This is a genomic window from Streptococcus sp. STC1396, from assembly GCF_058933875.1.
The window spans coordinates 1-26,317 of sequence record NZ_JBZYCU010000020.1; the positions used below are offsets into that span (position 1 = coordinate 1).

21 protein-coding genes, 4 tRNA genes and 1 pseudogene are annotated in these 26,317 nt (G+C 35.6%); 8 read left to right on the forward strand and 18 right to left on the reverse strand.

Going from position 1 to position 26,317, the window contains the following annotated elements; genetic code table 11:
• Nucleotides 1-338: 338 nt before the first annotated feature.
• The 16 genes from AC5FEC_RS07720 to htrA all read right to left on the reverse strand — a co-directional run bounded on the left by AC5FEC_RS07720 (nt 339) and on the right by htrA (nt 17,138).
• Nucleotides 339-410: transfer RNA gene (locus AC5FEC_RS07720), tRNA-Glu, on the reverse strand.
• Between the two features lie 103 nt (nt 411-513).
• Nucleotides 514-2,487: an ATP-dependent zinc metalloprotease FtsH gene (gene ftsH, locus AC5FEC_RS07725; RefSeq protein WP_037615093.1), complete on the reverse strand. Its 1,974-nt coding sequence runs from the start codon at nt 2,485-2,487 to the stop codon at nt 514-516.
• A gap of 17 nt (nt 2,488-2,504) precedes the next feature.
• Complete coding sequence (hpt, locus tag AC5FEC_RS07730; protein ID WP_037615091.1) at nt 2,505-3,047, reverse strand: hypoxanthine phosphoribosyltransferase; 543 nt, start codon at nt 3,045-3,047, stop codon at nt 2,505-2,507.
• Nucleotides 3,048-3,051: 4 nt separating this feature from the next.
• Nucleotides 3,052-4,329, reverse strand: coding sequence for a tRNA lysidine(34) synthetase TilS (gene tilS, locus AC5FEC_RS07735; protein WP_493661821.1), 1,278 nt, complete (start codon nt 4,327-4,329; stop codon nt 3,052-3,054).
• Nucleotides 4,326-5,609 carry a serine hydrolase gene (locus tag AC5FEC_RS07740; protein WP_062201616.1) on the reverse strand — a complete coding sequence of 428 codons (1,284 nt, stop codon included), beginning with the start codon at nt 5,607-5,609 and terminating at the stop codon, nt 4,326-4,328. The genes tilS and AC5FEC_RS07740 overlap by 4 nt, the downstream gene beginning before the upstream one ends.
• Nucleotides 5,602-5,730, reverse strand: a complete 129-nt coding sequence (locus AC5FEC_RS07745; RefSeq protein ID WP_148881641.1) for an SP_0009 family protein — start codon at nt 5,728-5,730, stop codon at nt 5,602-5,604. Before AC5FEC_RS07745 ends, AC5FEC_RS07740 begins: the two co-directional genes overlap by 8 nt.
• 2 nt (nt 5,731-5,732) lie before the next feature.
• Nucleotides 5,733-6,101 carry a septum formation initiator family protein gene (locus AC5FEC_RS07750; protein WP_037615084.1) on the reverse strand — a complete coding sequence of 123 codons (369 nt, stop codon included), beginning with the start codon at nt 6,099-6,101 and terminating at the stop codon, nt 5,733-5,735.
• Nucleotides 6,094-6,360 carry an RNA-binding S4 domain-containing protein gene (locus AC5FEC_RS07755; RefSeq protein WP_037615082.1) on the reverse strand — a complete coding sequence of 89 codons (267 nt, stop codon included), beginning with the start codon at nt 6,358-6,360 and terminating at the stop codon, nt 6,094-6,096. The genes AC5FEC_RS07750 and AC5FEC_RS07755 overlap by 8 nt, the downstream gene beginning before the upstream one ends.
• An 88-nt stretch (nt 6,361-6,448) precedes the next feature.
• Nucleotides 6,449-9,952, reverse strand: coding sequence for a transcription-repair coupling factor (mfd, locus tag AC5FEC_RS07760; protein ID WP_493661822.1), 3,504 nt, complete (start codon nt 9,950-9,952; stop codon nt 6,449-6,451).
• Entirely contained in the window at nt 9,945-10,514 is a 570-nt protein-coding gene (gene pth, locus AC5FEC_RS07765) for an aminoacyl-tRNA hydrolase (protein ID WP_493661823.1), read from the reverse strand. Before pth ends, mfd begins: the two co-directional genes overlap by 8 nt.
• Before the next feature lie 72 nt (nt 10,515-10,586).
• Entirely contained in the window at nt 10,587-11,702 is a 1,116-nt protein-coding gene (gene ychF, locus AC5FEC_RS07770) for a redox-regulated ATPase YchF (RefSeq protein ID WP_493661824.1), read from the reverse strand.
• Nucleotides 11,703-11,905: 203 nt separating this feature from the next.
• Complete coding sequence (locus tag AC5FEC_RS07775) at nt 11,906-12,100, reverse strand: DUF951 domain-containing protein (protein WP_234549465.1); 195 nt, start codon at nt 12,098-12,100, stop codon at nt 11,906-11,908.
• A 172-nt stretch (nt 12,101-12,272) separates the two neighbouring features.
• Nucleotides 12,273-13,409 carry a DNA polymerase III subunit beta gene (gene dnaN / locus AC5FEC_RS07780; RefSeq protein WP_217473258.1) on the reverse strand — a complete coding sequence of 379 codons (1,137 nt, stop codon included), beginning with the start codon at nt 13,407-13,409 and terminating at the stop codon, nt 12,273-12,275.
• Nucleotides 13,410-13,566: 157 nt separating this feature from the next.
• Complete coding sequence (dnaA, locus tag AC5FEC_RS07785) at nt 13,567-14,967, reverse strand: chromosomal replication initiator protein DnaA (RefSeq protein WP_411912363.1); 1,401 nt, start codon at nt 14,965-14,967, stop codon at nt 13,567-13,569.
• Nucleotides 14,968-15,134: 167 nt separating this feature from the next.
• On the reverse strand, nt 15,135-15,896 hold the full coding sequence (locus tag AC5FEC_RS07790) for a ParB/RepB/Spo0J family partition protein (protein WP_037615066.1): 762 nt from the start codon (nt 15,894-15,896) through the stop codon (nt 15,135-15,137).
• 63 nt (nt 15,897-15,959) lie between these two features.
• Nucleotides 15,960-17,138, reverse strand: coding sequence for a serine protease HtrA (gene htrA, locus AC5FEC_RS07795; protein ID WP_037615063.1), 1,179 nt, complete (start codon nt 17,136-17,138; stop codon nt 15,960-15,962).
• Nucleotides 17,139-17,341: 203 nt separating this feature from the next.
• On the opposite strand from htrA, the gene rlmH reads away from it, so the two are divergent.
• The 8 genes and pseudogenes from rlmH (at nt 17,342) to AC5FEC_RS07835 (ending at nt 21,916) form a co-directional block, all read left to right on the forward strand.
• Nucleotides 17,342-17,821, forward strand: a complete 480-nt coding sequence (gene rlmH, locus AC5FEC_RS07800) for a 23S rRNA (pseudouridine(1915)-N(3))-methyltransferase RlmH (RefSeq protein WP_037615060.1) — start codon at nt 17,342-17,344, stop codon at nt 17,819-17,821.
• A gap of 43 nt (nt 17,822-17,864) precedes the next feature.
• Nucleotides 17,865-17,938 (forward strand) — tRNA-Arg (locus tag AC5FEC_RS07805).
• Between the two features lie 179 nt (nt 17,939-18,117).
• Complete coding sequence (locus tag AC5FEC_RS07810) at nt 18,118-18,243, forward strand: ComC/BlpC family leader-containing pheromone/bacteriocin (RefSeq protein WP_037615058.1); 126 nt, start codon at nt 18,118-18,120, stop codon at nt 18,241-18,243.
• 24 nt (nt 18,244-18,267) lie between these two features.
• Nucleotides 18,268-19,593: a GHKL domain-containing protein gene (locus tag AC5FEC_RS07815; protein WP_493661825.1), complete on the forward strand. Its 1,326-nt coding sequence runs from the start codon at nt 18,268-18,270 to the stop codon at nt 19,591-19,593.
• A complete protein-coding gene (gene comE / locus AC5FEC_RS07820) occupies nt 19,590-20,342 on the forward strand; it encodes a competence system response regulator transcription factor ComE (RefSeq protein ID WP_037615056.1) in 753 nt (250 codons plus the stop codon). The genes AC5FEC_RS07815 and comE overlap by 4 nt, the downstream gene beginning before the upstream one ends.
• Before the next feature lie 58 nt (nt 20,343-20,400).
• A tRNA-Glu gene (locus AC5FEC_RS07825) sits at nt 20,401-20,472 on the forward strand.
• 5 nt (nt 20,473-20,477) lie between these two features.
• Nucleotides 20,478-20,551, forward strand: a tRNA-Asn gene (locus AC5FEC_RS07830).
• Between the two features lie 106 nt (nt 20,552-20,657).
• Nucleotides 20,658-21,916 (forward strand): annotated as a pseudogene (locus AC5FEC_RS07835) (IS3 family transposase).
• Nucleotides 21,917-22,030: 114 nt separating this feature from the next.
• On the opposite strand, the gene AC5FEC_RS07840 reads toward AC5FEC_RS07835, so the two are convergent.
• The gene (locus AC5FEC_RS07840; RefSeq protein WP_493661826.1) at nt 22,031-24,610 is read right to left on the reverse strand and encodes a YfhO family protein; all 2,580 of its coding nucleotides are present in this window, start codon (nt 24,608-24,610) and stop codon (nt 22,031-22,033) included.
• Nucleotides 24,611-24,685: 75 nt separating this feature from the next.
• Nucleotides 24,686-26,308: an ATP-binding cassette domain-containing protein gene (locus AC5FEC_RS07845; RefSeq protein ID WP_304948287.1), complete on the reverse strand. Its 1,623-nt coding sequence runs from the start codon at nt 26,306-26,308 to the stop codon at nt 24,686-24,688.
• Between the last annotated feature and the right edge of the window lie 9 nt (nt 26,309-26,317).

A 26,317-nucleotide genomic window follows, 5' to 3' on the forward strand; every position in this document is an offset into this window, starting at 1 on the left:
TTCCATAAGATTCCTTCTAATGATGGTTTCGTCGCTTTTCATTATAGGTCTTATGGGACTTTTTTTACAACAAAAGAGACTCCATAATCCCTGCGGTGGATTTACCCACTACAGAAATTATAGAGCCTAAAAATAAGACAGTAACCTCGGAATAGCTACTGTCTTATCTCATTTTTCACTTAAAGCCTTGACAGACTTGACAAATGGTAGAAAAGAGCCTATTTTTTGTCCAACTTTTTGGGGTCAGTACTGTCTTCCTAACGGGTTTTCAAAATAAAGTAGGATTCAAACCTACGACATAGTTCTGCGTCGCTGCTAATCAGGGCATGATAAAAATATAGTCCGTACGGGATTCGAACCCGTGTTACCGCCGTGAAAAGGCGGTGTCTTAACCCCTTGACCAACGGACCATTTAATCTTTTTTTAGAACACGTTCTATTATATCAATTTTTTCTCTCTTGTCAATAATTAATTAAACAAAAGAAGCTAGAATTTTTCTAACTTCTTTCATTCTTAATTTTTTTCTTCCATTTTTGATTTAATTTCATCATAGGAAAGGGCATGTGCTTCTCGATCTAAGTCTTTTTCTGATTCCTCAGGCATTCGACCTTTCTCATATAAAGATTTAATTTGAGTACTGTCGAGTGTTTCATATTTGAGAAGTGCCTCAGCAATCAATTTGTGAGTCTCACGATTTGATTGGATAATATCTGCTGCTTTGTTTCGTGCCTCATTTAGAAGATTTCTGACTTCTTCATCAATTTCATAAGCCGTTTGTTCTGAAATTGTTTTTTGCGGGCTTGCTGCACCAAACATGGCGTGATTTCCTTCGTATTGAACCGGTCCAAGTTTATCACTCATTCCGTATTCTGTGACCATACTGCGAGCCATCTGAGTTGCCTGTTCAAAGTCATTAGATGCACCCGTAGTTTGAACATTAAAGATAATCTCTTCAGCCACACGACCACCCATAAGTCCAGCCAGTTGTTCTTTCATATCTTCTTTAGACAGAAGCATTTGGTCTTCCTTAGGTAGGGCAATCATATAGCCACCAGCACGACCACGGGGAACGATGGTTACCTTATGAACAACACGAGCATTTGACAAGACTAAACCAACAATTGTATGTCCAGCCTCATGGTAAGCAACCAATTCCCGTTCTTTTTGTGATACTGTTTTGTCTTTCTTGGATGGCCCAGCAATGACGCGATCTTCTGCCTCATCAATATCAGAAGCATCAATAACAGTTTTGTTACGACGTGCCGCAACTAAGGCAGCTTCATTAAGAACATTCTCAAGATCAGCACCGACAAATCCTGGTGTTTGTTGAGCAACTAGCTTCAAATCAACATTTTTCGCCAGCGGTTTATTTTTAGCATGAACACGAAGAATGGCTTCACGACCTTTAACGTCAGGACGACCAACCAAAACTTTTCTATCAAAACGACCAGCACGTAGCAAGGCTGGATCCAATACATCTGAACGGTTGGTAGCAGCAATAATAATGATACCTTCATTGCCTTCAAAACCATCCATTTCAATCAAGAGCTGATTAAGGGTTTGCTCACGTTCATCGTTTCCGCCACCAAGGCCAACACCACGCTGACGTCCAACTGCATCAATCTCATCAATAAAAATAATAGCTGGCGCTGCTTTTTTAGCATCCTCAAATAGAGAACGCACACGACTAGCACCGACACCAACAAACATCTCTACAAAGTCTGAACCAGAGATACTAAAGAAAGGAACGCCTGCTTCGCCCGCAACAGCTTTAGCAAGAAGGGTTTTACCTGTTCCTGGAGGCCCCTCAAGGAGAACACCTGCCGGAATACGAGCTCCCAACTTGGTATAACGTTTTGGATCTTTTAAAAATTCAACAACTTCAACAAGCTCTTGCTTTTCTTCTTCAGCTCCGGCAACATCTGAGAAGCGTACTTTGATATCTTCTTTATTAGTAGCGCGAGCTTTGTTGCGTCCAAAATTCATGGCTCCACGAGCACCACCGCCACCACCTTGATTCATCATTGACATTAGGAAGAAAGCAATGAACATAAATGGAACAATGGAAATAAAAATATTAATCCACATACCACTTGAGCTCTCGCGCTTAATTGTAATCTCTGTTTTATGTTCAGAAGCTAACTTTTGAAGATCAGAGACAGTCGTATCTGAGGGTAAAATGACACTAGTAAATCTGCTGACTTTTGAGATTTCTGGAGTAAAAAACTGGATCCCTGTTGTATCTTTTGATTCTTTGGCAGATTTATAAGTACCTGATACTTCAATGACACTACCGTTTGGTTGGTAGCTTATCTCTTTGACATTATCATCCGTAATCTCTTTAACTAACTGAGTGTAGTTAATTTGCTGACTGCGTCCTGCAGCATTTCCTGTAAAGAAATACTGAAATCCTGTAACTAGAATTACAATGATCAGAATATAGAGAAAAGGATTTTTTATAAAGCCATTATTTTGTTTATTTTTCATTTATATTTAGTAAACCTTTATTTTGTATACACTTCTTCTTTTAAGACACCGACATAAGGAATATTACGATAATATTCTTCATAATCCAGTCCATAACCAACTACAAATTCATTTGGAATTGTAAAGCAAGTATAGTCTGCATTGATATCAACAACACGTCCTTCAGGTTTATCCAGCAAAGTCGCAATTTTTACAGATGCTGCATTTCTTTCTTTAAATAAATTACAAAGATTTTTTAAAGTTTGCCCAGTATCTATAATATCTTCGATAAAAAGAACATCACGTCCAGCAATATCCTGATCAATATCTTTGATAATATTAATCACTCCGCTGCTAGCTGTGCCGCCATGGTAGCTAGATACCAGCATAAAATCCAACTCTATATGTGTGTCTATATGCTTAATCAATTCAGCCATAAAAGGAACGGAACCTTTTAAAATTCCTACGAATATAGGCTTCTTATCTTGATAATCCACTGTCAGCTGTTTCCCTAACTTTTTAGCCGCAGTTACGATTTCTTCGTGAGTAATTAATATTTTTTTAATATCTTGTTCTAGCATAATTTTACCTATCTAATTTCTGAATATAAAGTACAGTACCCATTATATCACTTTTTAATTCCTTACTCAAATCACTGATAGCAATATTTACAATTGCCAGAATCTGTTGATTCTGTTCTATAATAATCGCTTTTTCTCGTTCTTCAAATGGGATTTTTTGATCAATGAATAATCGCCGAAGTTTTTTATGGTGCCCCTTTAAACAAAGCAAGTCACCTGGTTTTCTATAACGCAAGATAAGAGGTGTTTCACGTGAAACAGAAATTTCTTGAACATTTTCGCCATTCAAAGGAAAGCCAAATGAGAATTGATACTCCCCAAATTGAAGTAGATTACCACATTCTAACAGAATTGAGTCCACTTTCAAATCAGACTTACGACTGATTTTTCTGATTTCAAAGTGCTTATAATCCTTGACTAATTTGTAGTTATTCTTTAAGTGGTGAATATAATTGGCTTTTGTTCGTAAAATTCTTAGTATTTCTGCAAATTGTTTTTTATTTAGATTTAAAGTAGGAAATTTCTTTAAATATTCCTGCAGAAGAAAACTCTGAACCTCAGGAATCTGTTGCTTAAAAACCTCCAGATTCGTAACTTCCAGTCCTTGCGTCAGATGAGACAAGGCTGTTTGCAAATCCTGCACCTCTTTTCCTAAAGAAATCAAGGAATCCTTAAATCGAGGATTTTCTTTTTCTAGACTAGGAAGATAGAGATTACGGATGCGATTTCTAAGATAATCATTTTGAAAATTGCTCTCATCTTCAAAATGCAAAATTTCAGGAAAGTCTTGCTTATGAAAATAAAGAAGAGGCCGAATTAATTCACCATTTGCAAAAGGTTGAATTTCTTTCATACCTGACAAATGGCAAATCCTTGCTCCTCTTAGCAGTCTCATAAACACCGTTTCAGCCTGGTCCTCGGCATGATGGGCTGTGACTAAAGCTGTGTATCCTTCTGTCAGCATGATTTCTTCAAAAAAATGATAACGAAAATGTCGAGCTTTTTCCTCGGTAAAATCACCTGAAAAATTTGAGCTGAAAAATTTCACTCCAAGTTGATGGGCAAAATTTGACAGCTCTTGTTCTTCCATATCAGACTCCAGACGTTGCTTATGATTAATATGCGCAATTCCCAGTTCAATCTCAAGCTCTTCCCTGTTTTGGTGCAAAAGATGGAACAAAGTCATCGAATCTAGACCGCCAGAAACTGCTACGAGCACTTTCTGATGGTTTTGAAAATACTGTTTTTCCTGCATTTTCTTTCGAAATTCCTGATTCATCATTTCAGAACTCCATACACATCATCTGCGATTTTTGAAATTGTATCGTAATCTGAATTATTAGTAAAAATAGCAATAATAAATGGCGAGTCAGCATACACAATAGCAACATCATGCTTAAAATCATAAGCATCCCCAATTTTATGAGCGACTTTTACATTGATATTTTTAGAAATCCGCTGATCATCAAAATTAGTCTGAGATAAGGCATCAACAATCATACCATTTTGCTCATAAATAGCTTCCATAACGTTCCCAGCCATTCGAGCAGATGCCTGCCTGCCTTCGACATCCCACTTTTTACCCGCAATTTTTTCAACAGTCTTTTGAAATTTGCTGTCAGATTGATTGCTTGTATAGTAAGCTAAGATATTATGAGCCACATTATCTGATTCTTTTGCTACACCATTAATTAAGTCTTGAACAGAATATTCCTTGTCGTCCGATGACTTAGAAATACTTCCACTCCCTTCAGGATTATAAGCACCAGCAAAATCATTAACCGCTGCAGTATATTTCAATTTTTTATCCAAGGAAAGTGTATGATTGGTCAGTTCCTCCTGAGCATAATAAAGGTAAGCAAGCTTCGTTACACTGGCTGAATACATCTGCTGATCTGGATTAATACCAGCTTCTCTGCCTGTATCTAACTGTTTTACATAGATAGAAAAATCGTTCTTTTTATATTTAGATGTTAAAATCTCCTGAACCTTCTCCATCCGATTGTCCTCCTCGGAAAGAAAATCGACAGACACCCAACCCTGCCCTTCAATTTGCGCATATTCTCCCTTAGCCGTTTGAGCAACTTGAACCACCTTTACTTTACTATAAGGAAGCACTTTCGCTGCAATTTTTTTAGAACCATTGATAGGCACAGTAGCATAGAGAGCATAGTTAGGAGACAGCCACATATTCTGACTGACACTTGTAACAGACTGAACCGTATCTTCATAAATCATGTTTTTATCAGCAATAACAAACTGATCATTCTTTAATTTAAAGATTGGAGTTCCATCTTCATTGACATGAAATTCTGTCAACTGTATCGGCTGGTCTGGAAGAAGTTTTCCAGCTACAGTAGTCAAAGTAGCATCTGTAAATGTTGGAGTTTCCTCATAAACATTAGGATTAGTCGGAATACTGGTATAGTATCGGCCATAAACTGTACTTGTAAGCTGATATTTTTCTTCTTCATTTAAACTAATCTCTTTTTCAGTACTGATGACTGTAAAACTGCTAGATAATGCTGGCAGTAAAAATAGCAGCAAAAGTAACTTACGCATGACCTCCCCTTTCCTTTGTTTTTTCTTGAAGTTTTAAAGCTTGATTTTTTTCGGATAATTCTGTTAATTTTTCATCCGAAAAAGATAAAAATTGCTCTATTTTTTGAAGTACATTTTCCATAATTATTGTGGTAACAAATCTGGTATCGTATAAATGTATTCTCCTTCTTTTGAAAAAGAATACTTAGCACGGGCGTATTTGGCAGCATAGCTGTCATCTTTTAACTTGGTCGCAATATCAGACTGATAAGTTTTCTCCTCACTTAGCTTTTCATATTTCTTTTGCAACTCTGTATATTGAACACGACGATTGAGCAAAGTCTGATAGTTTTGGTATAAATTATAAGTTGGTAGAATAAAGAGCAGAATCACTAGAATTAAAACCCACCCCATAAAGCGATTCCTTTTTCGACGTTCTTCGTCAAGATATCTACGACGCTGATTTTCATCTTGGATAAAGCGATTATTTATCTGAACAATATTTCTAGGCATTTTCTTCAATCCTTGTTTCACTGATAATTTCATACATTTTCGCAGCATCTTCTTTTTTAGTACTATCTTTCATCTCAAGAACCCGCACTGTTAATAGCTTATTGCCAAAACGAACTTCAATTTGATCATTGATTTTCAAATCTGTCGAACTTTTTGCCAAGATTCCATTTACCTTGATACGGCCTTTATCTGCTACCTCTTTAGCTACAGGGCGCCGCTTGATAATGCGTGATACCTTTAAATATTTGTCTAATCTCATAGTCTTTTCCTCGATTTTCTCTTAATATTCTATCATGCTTTTGAAAGAAACAAAGCCAAAAAGCTGAAATTTTACCGAATTGTAATGTTTACTCAGCTTTTCGATTCTTTATTTCTACTAGTTTTTCACCAAAGTTCAGCAAGTTTTCCAAAATCTCGAAATCTTTTTTATGCCGAACATCAAAAACGACTTCAATCAAGCCTTTCTGCTCACCAATTCGAGCTTTTAGAGTTGTCGTTGACAAAGCTTCAAAATAATCCTGAGTCAGATAGATTTGCTGAGAGATTTTTTCAAAACGAATGCTAACAGATTCTTGCTTCCGCTCAGCAAGTGCTACAAAAGCCTGATCAAGATAGGACTTGACTAAGCCAATCTCTAGTAAATAAGCCACTACGTCCGGATATTCTCCAAAGCGGTCAATCAATTCATCTTGCAAATGTTCATAATTTACACGATTGTCAATCTCACGAATTCTCTTGTAAACCTCAATTTTTTGACGTTCATCAGAAATATAATCACTTGGAAGATAGGCATCAATTTGAAGATTGATTTCAGCATTACTTTTTTGGCGCTTGGTTTCCTTACCTTGTTTCTTAGCAATGGCCTCTTCCAAAAGCTGAGAATACATTTCAAATCCTACAGAATCAATGAAACCAGACTGTAAACTCCCTAAAATATTTCCTGCTCCTCGGATAGACAAATCCCTCATCGCAATCTTAAATCCAGATCCCAACTCGGTAAATCCTTTAATGGCTTCTAGTCTTTTTTCTGAAACTTCAGTTAGAGTTTTATCTGGCCGATACATAAGATAGGCATAGGCGATTCGATTGCTGCGGCCAACCCGACCACGAAGTTGATACAAGGTTGACAGACCCATGTGGTCAGCATTTTCGATAAAGAGAGTATTTGCATTTGGAATATCGACACCTGTTTCAATAATCGTTGTTGTGACTAAAATATCGTATTCGCCATTAACAAAGTCTAGTAAGGTATTTTCTAAACGTATCTCAGTCATCTGTCCATGAACATAACCAATTGAAGCCTCTGGAATCAACTCTTTTAATTCGGAAACTTTTTGCTCAATGGTGTCAACTTTGTTGTAAAGGTAGTAAACCTGTCCACCTCGGTCTATTTCACGTAAAACCGCATCCCGAATAACTGTTCTATTGTTTTCTAAAACATAGGTTTGGACTGGATAACGATTTGTTGGTGGTGTTTCAATTACTGACAAATCTCGAATCCCTAACATCGACATGTGTAGGGTTCTTGGAATAGGGGTAGCCGTCAAGGTCAGAACATCAACCTTCTTTTTTAGTTCCTTTAACTTTTCCTTATGCTTGACACCGAAGCGCTGCTCTTCATCTATCACCAGTAGCCCTAAATCGGAAAATATCACATCTGCTGATAGTAGGCGATGGGTACCGATAATAATATCAATCTGCCCTTTTTCCAACTTTTCCAGAGTCTCTTTTTGCTCTCCTTTACTTCTGAAACGGCTGAGAACATCGACATTTACGGCAAAATCATTGAAACGTTCTTTAAAGTTTGTGTAGTGTTGCTGAGCTAAAACAGTGGTCGGAACCAAGATAGCCACCTGCTTATGATCGCTGACAGCCTTAAAAGCAGCCCGCATAGCCACCTCGGTCTTCCCAAAACCAACATCTCCAACCAAGAGTCGGTCCATAGGACGGTCACTCTCCATATCTTTCTTGATTTCCTGGATGCTTCTGAGTTGGTCATCTGTTTCCACATAGGGAAAGGCATTGTCAAACTCTACTTGATACTGGTCGTCACTAGAAAATTGAAAACCTTTTAATTGACTACGCTCTGCATATAATTTAATAAGGTCATCGGCAATGTCTTCAACCTGATGCTGGACTTTTTGCTTCGTTTTTTGGAAACGCCCATCATTTAATTTGTTAATTTTAGGTGCTTTTCCATCGCTAGCTACATATTTAGACAGAAGGTTGATTTGATCCACCGGAATGGAGATACGATCTGTATTTTGATACTGAATCGTCAAATAATCCCGATGAATTCCTGAAACTTCAATTGTTTCAATTCCTAAATAGCGACCAATACCGTGGATATTATGAACCACATAATCGCCTTTTTCCAGCTCATTATAGTCTTTCAGCCTTTCAGCATTGGAAATATTTTGACGACGAATCCTACGTTTGATTTTTTTCTGAATCATCTCATGTTCAGTAATCAAAACGATTTTTTCATCGACAAAATTAAATCCTTGAACTAGATTTCCTTCTATGAGCTGGACAGCTTTTTCATGGATGTCTTTTTCCTTGATGTAATCTAAATGAATCTCATAATCCTGTAAAGTTTTATGTAAACTTTGTAAACTTGAATCTGAATTTGCCTGCAAGACGACCGTATAATCCGATTTCCTAAAGCGATTGATTTCTTCTTTTAAGAGAGGAAACTGACTAAAGAATTCCTGCATTGGATATTGATTGAATTGATAAAGCGCATCAAATTTTAGATTTCCTAAGCCTTTATGAAAGTTAGAAAAAAATGTAGCAGGTTTATATTTACGATAGTCCTGATAGTTATTTGCAAAGTATTGTTGATTTGACAGTGCTTTACTATTTTGTAAATCATCTGTCAATATATTGGCAACTTCTAATTCAAACTGTGCATGCTTGTCCATTATCTTTTGAAAATCATCAAAAAATATAAGAGTGTGGGTTGGCAAATAGTCTAAAATAGTCCATTCTTTCTGATAGAAAAAGGAAAGAAATTTGCGAATATCTGCATGATGAAATTGCTCTCTAGCAGAGTTCAATACTTCTTCTAAATAGGATTTCAAAGAAGGATCAAGAACCTTAGAAAGAGCTGCTTCTAGATTTTTCTGTCCTCTTGCATAATCTTCTTCTGTCAATAGAAGATCTGTGACAGGATCTATCAAAATCTCTTCCACATTTTCAAGAGAAAGTTGATTTTCAGGATTGAAAATCCTTATGCCATCAATCTCATCTCCAAAAAATTCTATCCGATAAGGATATTGACCCGAGCGTTCAAAAATATCCAGAATATCCCCTCTCAGACTGTACTCTCCTTGGCTGAGAACTTGCGAAACTTTTTTATAACCGTTCCTTGACAAAGAATTTACTAGCTTGTCAAGATTATATTCTTTACTAACAGAAAGGATAAGCTCAGATTTTTTAAAAATATCAGGCTGGGGCAATAATAAGCGACTGGCTGCAACGTTGATGATTAGAATACCATTTTTCTCTTTGTCCGATAAAAAATTCATGGCCTCTAATCGGACAAAGATTTTTTCTTGAGATGAAAAAACAAACTCAGCCAAAGGCGTATCATCTGCTAAGAAAGTGTAGACCTTTTCTTCTCCCAACAAAGAAATCAAATCACTAGCTAGACGCTCTGCTTCGTTTTGACTCGAAGTGATGACTAAGATTTTCTCCTGCTCTTCTAAGCTACTGGCAATCGCCAAAGCTTTTGTTGAAGCTGAAAGTCCCATTACTAACTGCCGGGTCTTCTTTTGTAATTGTTTCTTCCAGTCTACAATTTGTCGATTTCGACCAAATATATCAAGTAGTGTCATTGTCTTATCCATTGTATTGTTGCATAGTCTGCTCAAAATTCTCAGTTTGTAAATAATGATTTACAGCACTGTCAACCCTATCTAATGTATTTAAAATACTGATATAATCTTCCTGATCAAATTTTCCTAAAACATGATGAATAACTGACATATTATTTTTAGGTCTTCCTATGCCAATTTTTACTCGCTTGAATTCCTGTGTTCCAATATGTTTAATGATGGACTTAATACCATTGTGCCCGCCAGCAGAACCCTTGGTACGAAGACGAATTTTCCCAACTTCCATATCTAAATCATCATAGATAATGACCAAATCATCTATACCTAATCCATAGTAAGTTAACAAAGCGTGAACTGCTTTACCACTTTCATTCATGAAAGTCGTTGGTTTTACAAAATAGACTTTTTCTCCATTTAAGAAAGTTGAAGTAATTTCCGCTTGAAAAATCTTATCTGCTGTAAACTTTAGATTTAATTCTTTACACATCTTGTCAACTAACATAAAACCAACATTGTGTTTTGTTTCAATATATTTATCTCCTGGATTTCCTAATCCAACAATTAACTTTGTCATTTTACTCCTTTATAAAAGCCAAAAGGGCTGGAAATTTCTTTCCAACCTATGTATTTTAAATTTACACTGAATTTACACGTTAAAGCGGAATTCCATAATATCGCCATCTTGAACGATATATTCTTTTCCTTCTTCACGCAAGCGGCCAGCTTCTTTTACCGCCTTTTCAGATCCATATTTCACTAAATCATCATAAGACATCGTCACTGCACGGATGAAACCTTTCTCAAAGTCTGAGTGAATGATACCAGCTGCCTGAGGAGCTTTCATGCCACGCTTGAAGGTCCAAGCTCGGACTTCCTTTTCACCAGCGGTAAAGTAGGTTCCAAGCCCCAACAGATGATAGGCTGCACGTGTCAATTTGTCTACCCCTGACTCTGTCAAGCCAATAGCTTCTAGAAATTCAGCCTTATCTTCATCATCCAATTCAGAAATTTCTTCCTCTGCACGCGCTGAAATGAAAACAACCTCAGCATTTTCTGTAGCAGCAAATTCGCGAATCTGCTTCACATAGTCAATATTATCTGGTTCTGCAACTTCATCTTCACTGACATTGGCCACATAAAGCACAGGTTTAGTCGTTAAAAGAAAGAGACCTTTGACGATTTTTTGCTCCTCTTCTGTAAACTCAACTGTCCGAGCTGACAGACCGTCTTCCAGAACTGGCTTGATCTTTTGTAAAACATTAAATTCTGCAACTGAGTCCTTGTCCTTCTGGGTACGAGCCATTTTCTCAACACGCGCATAGCGTTTGTTAATGCTTTCCAGATCGGCCAAAATAAGCTCTAGATTGATGGTCTCAATATCAGCCATGGGGTCGACAAATTCAGACTCACGGCCCTGTTCCCGCATGACATTTTCATCATCAAAGGCACGGACTACATGAACGATAGCATCCACTTCGCGGATATTGGCCAAGAATTTATTTCCCAAACCTTCACCTTTCGAAGCTCCCTTTACAATACCTGCAATATCTGTAAACTCAAATGTAGTGGGAACCTTCTTTTGAGGTTTAATCAATTCTGTTAATTTATCCAAACGAGCATCTGGCACTTCTACCCGACCGACATTTGGATCAATTGTCGCAAAAGGGTAGTTGGCAGCTTCTGCCCCTGCTTTTGTAATTGCATTAAATAAAGTTGACTTGCCAACATTTGGCAAACCAACGATTCCTGCTGTCAAAGCCATATTTTACTATTCTCCGTTCACATTTCAATCTCTAACATTATAACACAAAAAGTAAAAACATGTGAAGTCTTTTTAACCAGAATTAAAACAAGGAAAAAGTCTTGATAGTGGCTATAATGAGGATTTAGATAATCATCCACGAAATTTTTAAAAAACATAGGGAATCTATTGTTGCAATATTTTCAAAGAAACCAGTCTAGAATCTAATCTAGAACCTTCTTCATTTTCCTCTCAAAATCATGGCGACTCATCATGACGACATGATTGCAGTTGCTGCATTTAATTTTAATATCAGCGCCCAAGCGTGTAATTTCCCAGCGATTAGCCTTCTTGCCAGTTGACTTAATTGTACAAGCATGAGGTTTTTTCATTTCTACAAAAGTTCCAAGTTCGTACATATGCTGCTCCTTTTAATAATATTATTTTTCCATTTCTTTTTTCAGTCCTCTATGTAGACTGATCAGTATATAATCATACCCGTATTATATCACATCTTTTGAGTCTACTTACTTGAAAATTATTGAAATAAAACAAGGCGGACGTATCCAACCTTGTCTTAAATATTATCTTCTAATTGGTACGGACTGGAGTGATGAGCTGGATAAAGTTTTCAGCATCTTCGCTTGGTACCAAGGTGAAAGGCCGAACAGCTGAAATAAAGCTAATGGTCACCTGCTCACTATCAACTGCCTTTAGAGCTTCAATCAAATAGGTGGGATTGAAACTAATAGTCAAATCTTCTCCTGACACACTTTCTGTATCAATTTCTTCATTTACGCGTCCAACTTCTGGTGAATGCACATGAGCGCTGACAATGCCCTTCACAATTTCCAATTTCACTGTTCCATTTTGGGTAGCATTGGATAGAAGGCGCGACCGCTCCATGGCATGGCGTAAATTATTAGTATTAAAGGTCACCACACTTGAAAATTCTGTCGGAATCAAGCGGTCTGTGTCAGGATAGTTCCCTTCCAGCAGGCGCGTATAAAAACTGATATTTTCACTTCTAAAGAGGAGCTGATTATTGGCAAAGAAAACCTCTACTGTTTCAATATCGTCTGTGAAAACAGCCGTAAATTCACGCAGAGAACGACTAGGGATTACCACATCGAAGTCATCTCCGTTTTTGTCCAAAGTAATCTTCTTTTGACTCATTCGATGAGAATCTGTCGCAACTGTTTTGAGTGATTTGTTGTCTGTTAAAACAAAATGAACACCCGTTAAAATCGGACGACTTTCTTGAGTGCTAGCAGCAAAAGCTGTCTCATTGATGATATTTTTGAGAATTTTTGTTTCCAGAACTAGCGGATTATTGGTAGAAACTTCTTGAATGCGTGGGTATTGATCAGCATCTTTTCCTTTCAGCGTAATTTCTGACTTTCCACTAGTAAGGACGATTTGTTTCTGCTCAATTTCTTTAAAATCAAGCACAATATCAGGCAAACTAGAAATAACATTAATAAAGAAAGTTGCTTCTAGTAAAATAGAACCTGGTGAAGTAATTAAAAGTCCAGCATTCTCATTTTTAACTGAAATGAAGTTTTCAATGGAAATTTGACCATTGGAACCAATCAAGGTAATGCCTTCTTTCGTTACATCAATTTTAACTGTTGATAAAATTGGAATAGCGTTTTTGGTACTGATAGCTCTTTTAGTTGTATTCAAAGCTTGCAGGAATAAATTTTTATTAATAGAGAAGTGAATCATAGGGACTCCTTTTATTATTTATGATTATTAAGTTAATAGTAATAGTAGTTCTTGTGGAAGCTGTGGAAAAATGATTTGAAGTTGCTAAAATCAAGTTTTGAGACTTGTTCACAACTTGTGGAAAAAACCTCAGGTAAATTAAATGTTATCCACACCTTTATTTTATCTTGTTTTTGATATTCTCAATTTCAAGGCGTAAGCTGTCGTCCGTTTCAAGTCTAGTTTTGATTTTTCCATGCGCATGTATAACTGTTGTATGGTCTTTGCCGCCAAATTCTCGTCCAATTTTTGGTAGGCTGTTATCTGTTAGTTCACGAGCTAGATACATGGCTACTTGTCTGGCTAAAACAATATTTTGTACTCGACGGCTTCCCTTCATTTCCTTGACACTGACGCCATAGAAATTACCTACCTCAGACTGGATTTTTTCAATTGGGATGACTGTCACTTGACTGGAGTCTTGCTTGCGAGCACGAATAGCTTCAGCTGCGATGTCAATCGTAATTTCTTTTAAATTGCGGACCCTTGCAATGAGCGTAATGTCATTTAGCGCCCCTTCTAAGTCTCGAACATTTGAGTCAAATTGTCCGGCGAGGTATTCCAAAGTATCATTAGGGAAAATATAGTCAAGATTTTCGATCTTATTTCTGAGGATAGCAATCCGAGTTTCAAAATCGGGTGGAGTAATATTTTGAGTAAGCCCCCATTTAAAGCGCGTGACCAAACGTTCTTCCAAATTATCAAGATGATCTGGACTACGGTCGCTGGTCAGCACAATCTGCTTGTTATCTCCGTGAAGTGCATTGAAAGTGTTAAAAAATTCTTCCTGAGTAGAGACTTTTTTTCCTCCAAGGGATTGGATATCATCAATTAAAAGCAAATCCAAACTGCGATAGATTTTTTTGAAATTATCCATATCACCGAGCCTCAGATGCTCCAGAAAATCATTGATAAAAGTTTCTGCTGGAATATATTTAACACGCGCATCAGGAATATTTTCCAAAATTTGATTGCCGATAGCATTGAGTAAGTGAGTTTTTCCTAGCCCTGGACCGCCATAAATAAAGAGTGGGTTATAAGTTGTTGCTAAATTTTCAGAAACAGCCAAGGCTGCTGCTTTAGCCCAGATATTTCCATCTCCCTGTACAAAATTATCAAATGTATATTTAGCTTTTAATCCAGTATCAATGGGTGGTAAACTTGGTCGAAATGAAACTTTTTCAGTACGTTCTTCCAGCGGATGTTTCGACAACTCTTCGTTTCCTGCATCTTCAAAGACATATTTTCCAGTGATTTGATCGTTGAAAATCTCAAATCCAGCTGTAAGAATAACGCCCACTAAATTTTGTTCCCAAAATAGTTGTTTTACGGGGCTGTCAAGAAAGATTGTGGCTTGATTATTATCAATTTTTATTAACTGAGCTTCAGCTACAAAAAAGTCATAAGTTGTTTGTTTTAACTGAGCGGCTGAAAGCTCTAAAATTCTCTGCCAAAATTCTTGCTCTTTGGTCATTTCACTCCTCCTTTTCACAAAATTTTTCTCTATATCGAATTTCATTTTAACATAAAATTAGATAGTTTTCCACAAGATGTGAAGAAAAAATAACAATGTTTACAAAAGTTATCCACAATTTGTGAATTACTAGATTACTCCTTATTTTTCAAGGCTTTATAAGGATTTTTTCGTGGACAAGTCTGTTAGTTTGAAAAAAGAAAATAACAGCTCTATTTCAAGCTGTTTATAATTCTTTGGTATTCTTCCTCATTTTCAAAAGGAATAATTATTTTTCCTTTTGAATGACCTTTTAATTGAATAGTGACATCCAAACCAAGGATTTTTTTCAGTTTTTCTTCTTCAGAATGAGCAAAAATTTCTTTCGTCTTCTTAGACTTTAACTTTTTTCTTTTTTGTAATGAATGTTCAAGAGCACGCACGGATAGATTGTTTTGAACAATTTTTTCAAGCCAGAAGGATTGTTCTTCTTTCTTAAGGGGGATCAAGAGGCGAGCATGTCCTTGAGAAATGACTTCCTCTTTGATAGCATTAAGGATGAAAGTGGGCAGATGTAACAAACGTACAAGATTACTGATATAAGGTCTGGATTTTCCCATAATTGTTGCAATTTCTTCGTGAGTCAAGCCCCTGTCAATCAGATGCTGATAAGATTCAGCTTCCTCAATTGGATTTAGATCCTCTCTTTGCAAATTTTCAATAATGGCTTGTTTCATCATTTCATCATCAGATAGGTCTTTAATAAGGGCAGGAATGTTTTCTAATCCAGCAAGTTTAGCAGCTCTAAATCTTCTTTCGCCTGCCAAAATTTCGTAACCAAATAAGGAAGATTTTCTCAAAATAATAGGCTGAATAATTCCATTTTCTTTAATGGAAGCCGCTAACTCATTCATCTTTTCTTGAGAAAAATTTTTTCTAGGTTGATAAGGGTTTGTTCGAATGTCTTTTAGTGATATATATTGATAATTTTCCATTTGTATATAGAATAACACACCTTTACGATCGTGTAAAGGTGTGTTGACAATTCTGTAAATGATTTAATTGCCGCCCAAATCTTGAGTTGATTTAGTCAGTTTAATGGTTGTTGTTGCTTCTTTACCATCACGATAGTAAGTAACTTTTATCTCATCTCCGATAGCATGCTTGTAGAGTGCAGATTGTAAATCACTGGTTGATTCAACTTCTTTATCGTCAATTTTTGTGATGATATCGTATTTCTGAAGCTTATTTTCAGCAGGCATACCTTCTTGAACAGAGCGAACAAGGACACCTGATTTTACAGATGAAGGAAGATTCAATTTTGCTAAGTCAGTGGTGGTAATATTAGCTAAATCTAGCATCTGGATTCCTAGAGCAGGGCGTGTAACTGTACCACTTTGTTCCAATTGATTGATGATATTGACAACGTCATTAGATGGAATCGCAAATCCCATACCTTCTACAGAGGTTTGGCCATTGTTTGAGATTTTACTAGATGTAATACCAATTACTTGTCCTTGAATGTTGATGAGTGGGCCACCAGAGTTACCAGGGTTGATAGCAGCATCTGTTTGAAGTGCAGTTGTTGAAATATTTTGACCGTCTTCAGATTGAAGTGTCACATTTCTACCCAGACTGGAAATGATTCCTTGTGTTACAGAGTTGGCATATTCTGTTCCAAGAGGGCTTCCGATGGCAATAGCAGTTTCTCCTACTGTCAGGGAGCTAGAATCCCCGAATTCAGCTACATCAGTTACTTTTTCAGAGCTAATCTTTACTACAGAAATATCAGAATAAACATCTGAACCAACAACTTCTCCTGGAACCTTGCTGCCATCTGCTAAAAGTATATCAACATTTGTTGCACCATTCAGTACATGAGTATTAGTAACAAGGTAGGCATATTTTCCTTCCTTCTTATAAATCACTCCGGATCCTTCACTAGCTACCTGAGGCTCATCATTTGATTCATTATTGATAATTTCTTGTTTATTAGAATCTGCGTAAGTGATAACAGATACAACTGCATTTTGAACCTTTTTAACAGCCTTTGTGGTATCAGTTGAGTTTTTATAAGCAGTTGATATTGTGGTTTTAGAATTAGAAGAGCTGATACTAGCCAATTTAGCAGTAAAAAATGTAGTAGCTAAATTTCCGAGGCTCCCACCAATAAAGCCCACAACTAAAACAATAAAAAGCAACAAAAACTTTTTGAAGAAGTTTGAAGCGTTTTTCATATTTTCCTCCTTGGATTACAATTGATGAAATTATAAAAATCTATTCTTAATTATAACTTAAAATCCACAAGTTTTCCACAACTTGTGGAAAACTTAGAAAAAATGTTGATAGAGGTTAGAAAATCCATAGATAAATCAAGTAGTACATAAAAAAGTTTTGTGAATAAAGTGTGAAATTTATGTGGATATGATAGAATATAAATATGAAAATAAAGATTGTAACCGTTGGAAAATTAAAAGAAAAGTATCTCAAAGATGGAATTGCTGAATACACCAAGCGTCTTAGCCGATTTTGTAAGTTAGAAATTCTGGAGTTAGTAGATGAAAAAACGCCAGATAAGGCTAGTGATTTGGAGAATCAGCAAATTCTCGAAAAAGAAGGAAGTCGGATTTTAGCAAAAATAGCTGAGCGAGAATTTGTGATTGCTTTAGCTATTGAAGGCAAACAATTTCCTTCAGAAGAGTTTAGTTCTATTCTAAGCAATATTACAGTCCGTGGTTTTTCTGATATTACTTTTGTTATCGGTGGAAGCTTGGGTCTGCATTCTGCTGTTAAAAAAAGAGCCGATCTACTGATGAGTTTTGGAAAATTGACGCTACCTCATCAATTGATGCGTCTTGTCTTGGTTGAGCAGATTTACCGTGCTTTTATGATTCAGCAGGGGAGTCCTTATCATAAGTGAATCTTGACGATAGAAGATTTTTCTGATAGAATGAAATGGTATTGGTCTCATAGCTCAGCTGGATAGAGCATTCGCCTTCTAAGCGAACGGTCGCAGGTTCGAATCCTGCTGGGATCATTTTATTTTATATAGTAGCACAGCACGAAAAACTTCGTGTTTTTTTGTTGTTTTTTTGATAAAATAACATTTCAGGAATAAAAAAATACATTTTAGATGAGTTTGGACGATGATTTAAGAATTTATTTATAATAGTTTTTGTAAGGTAAAACTTACAAAAAAATTTTTAGGAGATTATGATGAAAAAAACTCAAGAAAACTTCAAAGCGCTGACTCAATTTACAGATTTAACTGAAAAAGAACTGAAAAAGGTTATTGGTGGGGATTTTAGAAAGGTAAGGTTACCTAGATTGTTTGGAAAATAAGTATAGGTGGTTTAGGAGAAAGAGATGATATTGGACTTAATCTTATGGTTTATGTGTGAATTAATAGAAATTTTTGCAACTGTAAAAATTTATAAAAAAATAACAAATAAAGTAAAATCTAAATTTTACTTTATTTGTCTTTGCTTTTTTACAGTTATTCTTTTTCCTTTAACTTCATTAATTAGTGTGTTTGTACATTATATAATCCTAGTTTTACAACCTTTTCTTTTCTATTACTATTTTTATAAAAAAGAAAAGTTATCTGTTTATCTTGCTTTATTTTTATCTTTCTTCCTTTATATGGCAACCCAAGCCTCATCTACCTTTTTTTCAGTTATTATTTCATCAGTTACTGGAGATAAATTTGTAGAAGCTAATTGGACTATTTTTTATATTATCATTAACAGCATTTCTTTTTTCTTTATATTAAAATCTATTGATTACTTTGAATTTCGACTTAGAGATTTTAAGGAACAGGTCTTTAAAAATACAATTAATAGAATTAATCTATTTTATTTTATAGATATCCTCCTATTAAATATTTCTCATTGGCTAAGTGAAGTCAAACATTTTAATAGTCTCAGCAGCATGCTGGCAACTATTTGTTTTTTAATGTTTATGTCCACGCTTTTTTATCTAAAAGCTGCTCGAGAAAAATATGAAAAAGAAGAGGAAATAAAACAAAGGGAGTTAGAGCAGCTGCAACTGCAGCAATACACTGACGAAATTGTTTCTCTGTATAATGAGATTCGAGGTTTTCGTCATGATTATGCAGGAATGCTGACTGGCTTTCAGATGGCTATCAATACTCAAGATATCAAGGAAATTGAAAAAATCTATCAAGAGGTTTTGGTTGATGCAAATTTAAAATTACGTTCGGATAAATATACTTATTTTGATTTGAATAATGTTGGAGATTCTGCTCTGCGGAGTGTTATGACGGAAACTTTATTTAAGGCGCGTGATAATCAAATTGATCTGACTTTTGAAGTAAAGGATCCTGTTGAGAGATTGCCTATTAAGCTGTTAGATGTTGTGAGGATAGCCAGTATTTTATTAAATAATGCTGTTGAGGGAGCTATCGAAAGCTATGAGAAAATGATTCATGTGACCCTAGTTCAGTTGGATACAGAAATCATTTTTGTTGTAAAAAATTCCCGCAAGCAAAGAAAATTAGACTTAGAAGAAATTTATGAACCAGAGTTTTCAACTAAAGGTTATAGAAGAGGTTTAGGTTTAAATAATCTGAAAGAAATTTTAGAGAATTATGAATATATCATGCTTGACACAGAAATAAATAAGCATGATTTCACCCAAGTATTAACAATAAAAAGAAGGAATAGCCTATGAGAATTTTAGCGTTAGAAGATACATTATCCCATCAGGTCCGTATGGAGACAATATTAGCAGAAATTGCTGATGAAATGGGGTTAGATATCCAAGTAAAAATTACAGGAAAAATTCAAGAATTTAAAGAATATGTTGAGAATGAGGATGTAAATCAGATTTATTTTCTGGATATAGATATTAAAGGGGAAGAAACAAAAGGATTGGAGGTTGCTCGCTTTATTCGTCATCACAACCCGTACGCAATCATCGTCTTTGTAACCTCAAAATCAGAGTTTGCTACTATGACGTTTAAATATAAGGTATCCGCTCTCGATTTTATTGATAAAGATATAAATGATACTTCCTTTAAAAAACGTATAAAAGACTGTATTATTTATACGAAAAATACTTTGATTGCAAATACCAACATGGTTGACTACTTTGAATATAGTTATCGTGGGAATGACGTGCGCGTACCATTTAATGATATTTTATATATTGAAACTTCGGGCTCTTCTCATAAACTGCGGATTGTTGGAAAAAATTTTATCAAAGAATTTTATGGAACCATTTCCAGTGTTCAGGAGCAGGATGAGAAAACCAAACGTTTCTTTTCTTCTCATAAATCTTTTTTAGCAAACATTGATAATATTCGTGATTATGATAAGAAAACAAAAGAAATTGTGTTTTATGAAGGCCATCGCTGTCCAGTTTCTCGTCTAAGAATTAAATATTTAAAAGAAATTTTAAAAAATAAATCAAAAAAATAGTTGACAAAGGATAAAAAGCTGATATAATAGAATATGTTCTGAAAAAGAACATATCAATGGTCCGTTGGTCAAGGGGTTAAGACACCGCCTTTTCACGGCGGTAACACGGGTTCGAATCCCGTACGGACTATATTTTCCGCCATAGCTCAGTTGGTAGTAGCGCATGACTGTTAATCATGATGTCGTAGGTTCGAGTCCTACTGGCGGAGCTAGTAAGCACTTTATAAGTGCTTTTTATTTTATAAAGATTGTATTTAAAAAGCGAGATGTTGAACCGCACCCCAAAAGTTAGACCCCAAAAATCTAACTTTCGGGGTGTTTTGTTATGTCTTAACTTATGAGAATAAAGTTCAGATCTATGAACTCAGAAAACAAGGATATAGCTACAAGCAACTTTCAAATAGATAAGGGGGAAATATTTCTAATCTTTAGATACTTGTTTAAGTTAATCAATCGTTTTGGATTAGAGAGTGTTAAGAAAAGGAAAAATTTTTAGTATTCCCCTGAATTAAAACGAGAAATGATTGATAAACTCTTACTTGAAGGTTGTCCTCAAGAAAGTGTATCCCTCGACTATGTTCTTCCAAATCGTGGAATGCTTCCTAATTAGCTCGTAAAATACAAGAAAAATGGGTCTACTATTATTGAGAAAATCAGAGGGAGACCGTCTAAAATGGGATGCAAGCCAAAGAAAAACTGGAAACAAATGACTAAACTAGAGTCCTTCAAGAAGAGAATGAACGCTTTCGTACTGAAGTAACTTACCTAAAAAAATTAAGAGAGCTTGAAGCCAAGGAAGAAGCCTTACGACACGAAAGACAGAGACAGTTAGAGAAATGGTATCAGGAGGATTTCGACTAGATTTCCTTCTTGAAACGGCTGGCTTACCTCGTTCAACTGATGATTATCAGCTGAAACAACTTGATAAAGAGCTTAAAGAAGAAATTCAAGCAATTATCGTCGCATCCATTTAGAACTAAAGAATCGTAGATTTCCGGTTAATCACAAAAAGGTTCAACGTTTGATGAAATTTATGGGTCTAAGCGCTCGTATTCGTCGTAAAAGGAAGTACTCTTTTTATAAGGGGGAGATTGCTAAGAAAGCTGAACATCTCATACAACGCCAGTTTAAAGGATCTAAACCATATGAAAAATGTTATACAGATGTAACTGTGAATTTTCTTTGCCACATGTTAAAGGGAGGCTCTATTTAGCCCCTATTCTTGACGGATATAACGTGAAATTACAGCTTATAATCTTTCTTGTTCGCCTAACTTAGAGCAGGTGAAAACAATGTTAGAACAGGCATTTACAGATAAACAATATGAACATACCATTCTACACAGTAGCCAAGGTTGGCAGTATCAACACGCATCTTATCATCAGTTTCTGCAGTTCAAGGGCATTAAGCCTTCAATGTCACGAAAGTGGAAAACTCCAGATAATGGCATGATAGAATCCTTCTTTGGCATTTAAAAATCAGAGATGTTTTATGGCTTTGAACATGAGTTTAGGTCATTATAAGACCTTAAAAAAGCCATTATAGACTACATTGATTACTACAACAACAAATGAATTAAAGTCAAACTAAAGGGATTTAGTCCTGTCCAATACAGAACTAAATCCTTTACTTAAATTATTTGTCTAACTTTTTTTTGGCATTACAAGTTTATTCTCGCTTTTTTAGTATTACGAATGCTTTTTTCTGATGCGTTGATAGAGAAGAAAGAGTGAAATGCCTGCTAGGGAATCTATACTACCTTCTTTCAAGCCGCGAGGTATAAAGGTTAGTGTAGCTTGTCCTTTTCCTTTTGGAACATCAATTTTCATAAAACCATTTTGAGCTTGCTGTAAGTTAACTGGTTTGCCGTTTAACTGAGCTGTCCATCCTTTATCATATGGAATGGTAAAAAATAAAGAAGTATCTTTATTAGCCTGATAATGAGCTGAAACAGTATTCAAATTATTTTTTACAGTAACAGGTTGTTCTTTTAAGTTCTCAAAAACATTTTTATATTGTTCAACATTGACAGCAAAGAATTCTGGACTGTTAAAAGAAATAGTAGAATTTTGTGGAAAAGTGAACCGAACAGAGATAGTTTGAGCCTGATTAAAATAGCCAATATTAAAAAAAGGAAAAACATTATTTGTTGAGTAACGGGTTGTCACATTATTTACGGTAATGTCAACATCTGTTTGTTCGTCATTTGAAAATTGGATATCTGGAAGATTGACATAAACTTGACTATCAGAAGACACCTCGATTGAGTAATCAACACTAGCATATGTTGCATCATTATTTTTATCAATAGTAGCAGAAATTTTATTATCTTTAATTTCTAGATTTTCATTTTTAGGTATTGCTGATAATCTCTGATAATATTTTAAATCAAATCCTGACAATTGATTTAAAAAAGTTGTCTGATTATCAAGTGTCAAATTTGTAAACTTGACATTCTTGTAAACATCATTTGTCAAGAAAGCTAACCCCAAAGCATACTTATTTTCATAGAGGGTCATTGAATTTTCAGTATTCTCAGCAGAAAAACCAAATTTCTGTGGGGATGTCTCTGACAAATTGTACTTTACAGCAAAGAGACTATCCATTAAAATACTATTATTTTGATAACGAAGATTGAGATTGGTTCCCGCTGATTTAAAACCTAATTTATCTAGAGTCGAACTAGCCTGTGTATTTCTGACAGACGAAAATTGAGAAATTCCGTTGTAGTTGAATTTCATACTGTCATTTCCCGTTTGAGGATCAAGTCTCTCTGTTCGAAAGAAATCCTTATTTTTTTCCTTGCTATATTTGACCAACTTGTCAATCTCATTCATTTTTTTCGAATAAGATGAACGACTAGCGAATACCCATTCCTTAGCAATTCCATTAACTTGATAATAGGAATTTAGAGAAAGTTCAAAAACAACAAAAAATAGTAAAGATAAAGTAAATATACTTTGCCGAATATGAGAACGAGTAAAAGCGAAAGTTATCAAGAGATAGGATAAGAAAAATTCTAAGGTTAAAATATAGTTTTCTGGACCAAGAAAATCATAATGTTGACTGTAGAATAGTGTAGCTAGAAAGCCTGAAAATATAACAATAAAGCCAACAAATGCTTGTTTCCATTTAATTTCATCTAAACGATTGAGAGTTTCTGCAGCTATCAAAATGATAAAAAGAGAAAAGAGCCAAGAATAACGATGAAGAAACATATTGGGAGCATGCATTCCTTGCCAAAGCAAATCTAAATACTGTAGCCGGAAACTTGCTATAAAAATGACAATTAGAAAAAGATAGGAAAGTTTCACGTGAAACTTGATACTTTTTAAAGTAAAAAATATGATACTCAAAATGAGAGGGAAAATTCCAACGTAAATCATAGGAATAGATCCGTACTTTGTTGTATCAAAACTTCCTATAAAATTCTTCGCAAAAATATCCAAATACCAACTTTTTTCAGTGAGCAAGCTTTCAACCTTTGTCAATTTTTCGCCATGTGAACTTAGATCTAAATAGGTTGGCAAAATCATAATCAGACTAGTGAGGCCTGACAATACTGAAACAATACAAAAATCAGGGACAGACTTAAGCCTTGCCTTGAAGTTCCAGGAAAGCTGTACTAGATACCAAAGTACTAAAAATAAGGCCATCATGTAACCAAAATAATAGTTTTGGATAAAGAGAATTGACAAGCTTGTAAAGTATAAAACTCTCCCTTGTCCATTCATCAACTTGTGTAAACCTAATATAATGAGAGGGACTAAAATAAATACATCTAACCAAGTTTTAATTTCTAGTTGACTGACTGAGAAACTCATCAAGGCAAATGAAGTTGACAGAATCAAAATCAGTGTATCTGGAATCTTTTTAAAGATCCCTTTGATACTAATGAATGTTGTCAATCCTATCAAGCCAAATTTAATAAGTGTAAACAAGTAGACTGCATCTGGCATTGATTTTAAATCAAAAAAGTAAAGGAAGGGTGAAAGAAAACTTCCTAGATAATAGCTAGATAAAGCATAAAAATTTTGTCCTAATCCACTTGAAAATGTGTAAAAAAGACTATCCGTTCCATGAAGGATATTCCTCAATGTCGTATCAAATACGACATACTGATGGAAGCCGTCTCCAAGTAAAGGTGAAGTATCGCTTCCCCAGTAAATTCCTTGACTCATATAAACAAAACACATGATGAGAAAAGGCAAGAAGAAAGAAGCGAAATATATCCAATTTTTCTTTAAAAAATATATGATTTTGTCCATGTTTCTTATAGAGAAAGAGGCCGAAACGTTGTTTCATGCCCCTGTAAACTTATGTCAACTAAAGTTGACAACTTATTAATCTTTCCAAAGTTCTTTAACTTTTGCTTGAACTTCTTGATTTTCCAAAAATTCGTCATAGGTTTCGTCAATGCGGTCAATAACACCGTTTTTTGATAAAACAATGATATGATTAGCCAATGTTTGAATAAATTCGTGGTCATGGCTGGCGAAAATAATAGATTCTTTGAAATTTTTGAGGCCATCATTGAGACTGGAAATAGATTCTAGGTCCAAGTGGTTGGTTGGATCGTCTAAAATCAAAACATTTGACTTGAGAAGCATGAGCTTAGATAGCATGACGCGAACTTTTTCTCCACCTGACAAGACGTTGACAGACTTGTTAACTTCATCGCCAGAGAAAAGCATACGACCCAAGAAACCTCGAAGGAAGGTGTTATCATCTTCTTCCTTGCTAGCAAATTGACGGAGCCAATCAAGAATAGATTCACCACCCGCAAAGTCACGAGAATTATCTTTTGGCAAATAAGAACGACTGGTTGTAACGCCCCACTTGACAGTTCCTTCATAGTCAATATCTCCCATCAAGGCACGAATCAAGGCAGTTGTCTGGATATCATTTTGTCCAATCAAAGCTGTCTTATCGCCAGGACGCAGGATAAAGCTGATATTGTCAAGAATAGTCTCGCCGTCAATCTTGACAGAAAGATTTTCTACTGTCAAGAGATCGTTCCCGATTTCACGCTCCGCTTTAAAGCTGATAAATGGATATTTCCGACTTGATGGAACAATTTCTTCCAATTCAATCTTATCCAACATCTTTTTACGAGAAGTTGCCTGTTTGGACTTGGAAGCATTGGCTGAGAAGCGAGCAACAAACTCTTGCAATTGCTTAATTTTTTCTTCCGCCTTAGCATTTCGGTCAGCGAGCAACTTAGCTGCCAATTCACTTGATTCTTTCCAGAAATCATAATTTCCGACATAAAGTTTGATCTTACCAAAATCAAGGTCGGCCATGTGGGTACAAACTTTATTTAAGAAGTGACGGTCATGAGATACAACAATGACTGTATTTTCAAAATCAATCAGGAAATCTTCCAGCCAAGTAATGGATTGAATATCCAAACCATTCGTAGGTTCATCTAAAAGCAATACATCTGGTTTGCCAAAAAGAGCCTTAGCAAGAAGGACCTTGACCTTGTCACCATTAGCCAATTCACTCATATTTTGGTAATGCAAGTCTTCTGGAATGTTGAGGTTTTGCAGCAATTGAGATGCTTCGCTTTCAGCTTCCCAGCCACCCAACTCAGCAAATTCACCTTCCAGCTCGGCCGCACGTACACCATCTTCATCAGAAAAATCAGGCTTCATATAAATAGCATCTTTTTCTTTCATGATGTTGTAGAGATGCTCATTTCCCATGATTACAACATCAATAGCCCGTTCTTCTTCATAGTCAAAGTGGTTCTGGCGAAGGACTGAAAGCCGCTCATCTGGACCTAAAGAAATATGGCCTGTTGTTGGCTCAATATCCCCAGCTAAAATTTTCAAGAAAGTAGATTTACCCGCACCATTTGCCCCAATCAGGCCATAGGTGTTTCCTTCTGTAAATTTAATATTTACGTCATCAAATAATTTTCTATCACTGAAACGTAGTGATACATCAGATACTGTAAGCAATGATTTTCT

Excerpts from the sequence above, each read along its gene's own strand:
- ftsH (WP_037615093.1), bottom strand. The coding sequence starts at position 2,487 with ATGAAAAATAAACAAAATAATGGCTTTATAAAAAATCCTTTTCTCTAT.
- hpt (WP_037615091.1), bottom strand. The coding sequence starts at position 3,047 with ATGCTAGAACAAGATATTAAAAAAATATTAATTACTCACGAAGAAATC.
- tilS (WP_493661821.1), bottom strand. The coding sequence starts at position 4,329 with ATGATGAATCAGGAATTTCGAAAGAAAATGCAGGAAAAACAGTATTTT.
- AC5FEC_RS07740 (WP_062201616.1), bottom strand. The coding sequence starts at position 5,609 with ATGCGTAAGTTACTTTTGCTGCTATTTTTACTGCCAGCATTATCTAGC.
- AC5FEC_RS07745 (WP_148881641.1), bottom strand. The coding sequence starts at position 5,730 with ATGGAAAATGTACTTCAAAAAATAGAGCAATTTTTATCTTTTTCGGAT.
- AC5FEC_RS07750 (WP_037615084.1), bottom strand. The coding sequence starts at position 6,101 with ATGCCTAGAAATATTGTTCAGATAAATAATCGCTTTATCCAAGATGAA.
- AC5FEC_RS07755 (WP_037615082.1), bottom strand. The coding sequence starts at position 6,360 with ATGAGATTAGACAAATATTTAAAGGTATCACGCATTATCAAGCGGCGC.
- mfd (WP_493661822.1), bottom strand. The coding sequence starts at position 9,952 with ATGGATAAGACAATGACACTACTTGATATATTTGGTCGAAATCGACAA.
- pth (WP_493661823.1), bottom strand. The coding sequence starts at position 10,514 with ATGACAAAGTTAATTGTTGGATTAGGAAATCCAGGAGATAAATATATT.
- ychF (WP_493661824.1), bottom strand. The coding sequence starts at position 11,702 with ATGGCTTTGACAGCAGGAATCGTTGGTTTGCCAAATGTTGGCAAGTCA.
- AC5FEC_RS07775 (WP_234549465.1), bottom strand. The coding sequence starts at position 12,100 with ATGTACGAACTTGGAACTTTTGTAGAAATGAAAAAACCTCATGCTTGT.
- dnaN (WP_217473258.1), bottom strand. The coding sequence starts at position 13,409 with ATGATTCACTTCTCTATTAATAAAAATTTATTCCTGCAAGCTTTGAAT.
- dnaA (WP_411912363.1), bottom strand. The coding sequence starts at position 14,967 with ATGAAATTCGATATAGAGAAAAATTTTGTGAAAAGGAGGAGTGAAATG.
- AC5FEC_RS07790 (WP_037615066.1), bottom strand. The coding sequence starts at position 15,896 with ATGGAAAATTATCAATATATATCACTAAAAGACATTCGAACAAACCCT.
- htrA (WP_037615063.1), bottom strand. The coding sequence starts at position 17,138 with ATGAAAAACGCTTCAAACTTCTTCAAAAAGTTTTTGTTGCTTTTTATT.
- rlmH (WP_037615060.1), top strand. The coding sequence starts at position 17,342 with ATGAAAATAAAGATTGTAACCGTTGGAAAATTAAAAGAAAAGTATCTC.
- AC5FEC_RS07810 (WP_037615058.1), top strand. The coding sequence starts at position 18,118 with ATGAAAAAAACTCAAGAAAACTTCAAAGCGCTGACTCAATTTACAGAT.
- AC5FEC_RS07815 (WP_493661825.1), top strand. The coding sequence starts at position 18,268 with ATGATATTGGACTTAATCTTATGGTTTATGTGTGAATTAATAGAAATT.
- comE (WP_037615056.1), top strand. The coding sequence starts at position 19,590 with ATGAGAATTTTAGCGTTAGAAGATACATTATCCCATCAGGTCCGTATG.
- AC5FEC_RS07840 (WP_493661826.1), bottom strand. The coding sequence starts at position 24,610 with ATGGACAAAATCATATATTTTTTAAAGAAAAATTGGATATATTTCGCT.